We start from the raw sequence: 3,017 nt of genomic DNA on the forward strand, positions 1-3,017 counted from the left end.
GCATGATTTGAAGCCAAATGTCCGCTTTTTCAAGATCGAACCGGGCCTGAAAGTGGCCCGGGCCACAGCGGGAGTGCTGTGAGGCCGGGCACATCCTCGACAGCGCGTGACGGCCCCCCTGCCGCGCGTGCCGCAACGGCCTCGCGGCCACCCGCTGCCGGGTGGCCCGCACCACAACCCCCACCCACCGCCGCCACGCCGGCACTCTCCGCGACCTCAGGCGCCCGTGGAAGCCCTCGACAGCTTGACAGGAAGGGAAGGCTTACCTAAGTTCAGCGTTCATGTTCCGCAATCGCACCGATGTCGCCCGCCCGTCCCTCCGCTCGGGGCGCCCGCGCACGGGCCTGCTGCCGATCGACCCGCAGGCCGACCCCGGCCGCCGCGCCTGGGTGGCCTGCCCGGCCTGCGAGGACGCGCGCGGCTGCGAGCCGTGTGCGCAGGGGCGCAGCTGTGCCGAGCACTGGCGCTACCTGCTGTCCAACACCGGGAGCCTGCTGCACCTGCAGTGCCCGGGCTGCACCCACGTCTGGGACCACGAGACCGGATTCGGCGCCACCCGCCACCGGGTGCAGCGGCCCGCTTAGGGCCCCTCTTTCGGATCGCGCCGGGTGGTCGACGCCGGCTTCTTCTTCTCGCTGATGGTGGCCGGCCTGGCGGGCTCGCTGCCGCACGGGCCGGAGGGCGTGCTGACCGCGCAGGGCGTGCCGGCCGCCACCGCCCAGGGCATCGCCGCGCTGCCGCCCGTCGGCACCCTGTTCGCGGCGTCCCTCGGATGCAACCCGGTGCGCGAGATGCTCGGCCCGGACGTCCTCGGACGACGCCCTGCTTGCGGCGCTGCCGGTGCTGGAGCTGCTCGCGGAGGAGCCCGAGGGCGTGAGCTGACGGCGGGGGCGGCCCGGCCTTGAGGGTGAGGACGGGCCGGTTCAGCAGACCGGTGCGGCGGATCTGGCCAGCGGTTCGTCCCCGGCGCTCGGTGCGAGGCCGCGGAGCAGGTGGGTGAGCAGGTCGTCGAAGACCTGGTCCAGGGCCGGGCCGGAGAGCTGGCCGCCCGCCGCCTGGGTGGCCACGCCGTGCACGGCCGCGAAGATGACGGCGCCGATCCGGTCGGCGTCCCCGGTCCGGATCCGTCCCTCCCGCTGGCCCTGTGCGATCAGGGCGTGGAGGTCCGCCTTCACGGGCTGCCAGGCGAGCTCCAGTTCCTCCGCGACGGAGGTGTCGTGCTTGCGGGCGAAGGCCAGCTCCAGGAGTGCGGCGTGGGCGGCGGAGAAGTCGACGTACGCGCGGGCGAAGACGAACACCCGCTCGCGGAAGCCGTCCCCGCTCCTGGCGAGCCCGCTGCGGGCCGCGGCGGTCAGGCGCTGGATGCCGGTGAGCGCGAGCGCGTCGAGCAGGGCGCGCCGGTCCCTGAAGTGGCGGCTGGGCGCGGCGTGGCTGACGTCGAGGGCGCGGGCGAGCTCGCGCAGCGACAGCGCCTCGACGCCCTGCTCGCGCAGTGTCTGCTCGGCGCGCTCCAGAAGTGCGGCGCGGAGGTCTCCGTGGTGATAGCGGCCCGTTCGCATGGTCATCAGCATACGAGTAAGTAGTCGTTGACTACTTTGTTGTCGCTGACTACATTGAGGCCCCGGTGCGGATTCGACGTCCGCCCGCGTCCCGTCACGAGGAGAGTCATGGACTTCAGCCGCAAGACCACCCTGATCACGGGAGCGTCCACCGGGATAGGGGCGGCGTTCGCCCGCGAGCTCGCCGCCCGCGGATCGGACCTGGTCGTCGTCGCCCGCAGCGAGGACCGACTGCGCGCCCTCCAGCAGGAGTTGACGAAGGCCAACGACATCACCGTGCACGTCCTGCCGCTCGACCTGGCCCGCCCCGGGGCCGGCGCGGAGGTACAGCGCCGGGTCGAGGAGCTGGGTGCGGCCGTCGACGTCCTGATCAACAACGCCGGCTTCGCCACCTTCGGCGCCGTCGCCGAGAGCGACCCGACGCGGATGGCAGAGGAGGTGCACCTCAACTGCCTCACCCTCACCGACCTGACCGCCCGGCTGCTGCCCGGGATGGTCGAGCGGGGCCGCGGGGCGGTGATCAACGTGGCCAGCACGGCCGCCTTCCAACCGGTTCCCCGGATGGCCGTCTACGGGGCGACCAAGGCGTACGTGCTCTCCTTCACCGAGGCGCTTTCGAACGAGCTGCGCGGCAGCGGCGTCCGGGCCCTGGCGCTCTGCCCGGGTGCCACCGACACCCCCTTCTTCGAGGTCGTCGGCGAGCAGGCCGTGGTGGGCAACCGCCGTCGGCCCGAGCAGGTCGTCGCCACCACGCTGGCCGCCCTGCAGAAGGGACGGCCGACCGTCGTCGACGGATTCGTGAACCGCCTCGGCACGCTGACCCCGCGCCTGCTGCCGCGCCGCGCCATGGTCGCCTTCGCCGAACGCATCACCCGGCCGAACCCGGCGCACCGATCCCCGGCGCGCTGATCCCCGCCACGCTGTCCCCCGGTGTTCCGCTGTGGCCGGACTCACCGCCGACCAGCCCGCGGACAGCGGTGACGCCGCGGCTCCGCGCGAGCACCCGGGCACGCCGAACCGAGGCCCCGGGCCTCTCCTTCGGATCACGTCGGGCGCCGCGGCGGGGCATGGACTCCGGCATCGGGGGCAGCAGCGAGTCGACAATCACCGGAGGAAAGGAAATGCGATGGGTCCGCTGATTCTCGTCCTTCTGCTCGCCCTGCTGCTGTTCGGCGCGGGCTTCGCGCTGAAGGTCCTGTGGTGGCTGGCCGTGATCGTGCTGGCGGCGTGGCTGCTCGGGTTCCTCGTCCGCGGCACCACCGCGGCGGGCGGCCGGGGCCGCTGGTACCGCTGGTGACACCGGCTCGCCGCCGGGTCGCGCACACCGTGCGGTCGCCCGGTGGTGACGGGCCGCCGGCCGTGGGGGGGGGGGGGGGGGGGCCCGGGGGGGGGGGGGGGGCGCCCGGGGGGGGGGGGGGGGGGGGGGGGGGGGGGGGGGGGGGGGGGGGGGGGGGGGTA

General features: G+C 74.1%; 5 protein-coding genes. 4 read left to right on the forward strand and 1 reads right to left on the reverse strand.

Annotation, left to right across the window (positions count from 1 at the left end):
• Nucleotides 1-344 precede the first annotated feature (344 nt).
• Nucleotides 345-584 (forward strand): hypothetical protein, encoded by a 240-nt coding sequence (locus tag ACIGZJ_RS22280; RefSeq protein WP_396459022.1) that lies wholly within the window; start codon nt 345-347, stop codon nt 582-584.
• A gap of 24 nt (nt 585-608) precedes the next feature.
• Nucleotides 609-905: a hypothetical protein gene (locus tag ACIGZJ_RS22285; protein WP_396458848.1), complete on the forward strand. Its 297-nt coding sequence runs from the start codon at nt 609-611 to the stop codon at nt 903-905.
• A gap of 18 nt (nt 906-923) precedes the next feature.
• Here the strand turns inward: ACIGZJ_RS22285 and ACIGZJ_RS22290 are convergent, their stop codons facing one another.
• Nucleotides 924-1,565, reverse strand: a complete 642-nt coding sequence (locus tag ACIGZJ_RS22290) for a TetR/AcrR family transcriptional regulator (protein ID WP_396458849.1) — start codon at nt 1,563-1,565, stop codon at nt 924-926.
• A 102-nt stretch (nt 1,566-1,667) separates the two neighbouring features.
• Between ACIGZJ_RS22290 and ACIGZJ_RS22295 the strand changes: the two genes are divergently transcribed.
• Both ACIGZJ_RS22295 and ACIGZJ_RS22300 read left to right on the forward strand, forming a co-directional pair.
• The gene (locus ACIGZJ_RS22295; protein WP_396458850.1) at nt 1,668-2,468 is read left to right on the forward strand and encodes an SDR family NAD(P)-dependent oxidoreductase; all 801 of its coding nucleotides are present in this window, start codon (nt 1,668-1,670) and stop codon (nt 2,466-2,468) included.
• 217 nt (nt 2,469-2,685) lie between these two features.
• Entirely contained in the window at nt 2,686-2,856 is a 171-nt protein-coding gene (locus ACIGZJ_RS22300) for a hydrophobic protein (protein ID WP_396458851.1), read from the forward strand.
• The last annotated feature ends 161 nt before the right edge of the window (nt 2,857-3,017 follow it).

It is taken from the genome of Kitasatospora sp. NPDC052868 (assembly GCF_044547105.1).
In the GTDB taxonomy this organism is placed as follows: Bacteria; Actinomycetota; Actinomycetes; order Streptomycetales; family Streptomycetaceae; genus Kitasatospora.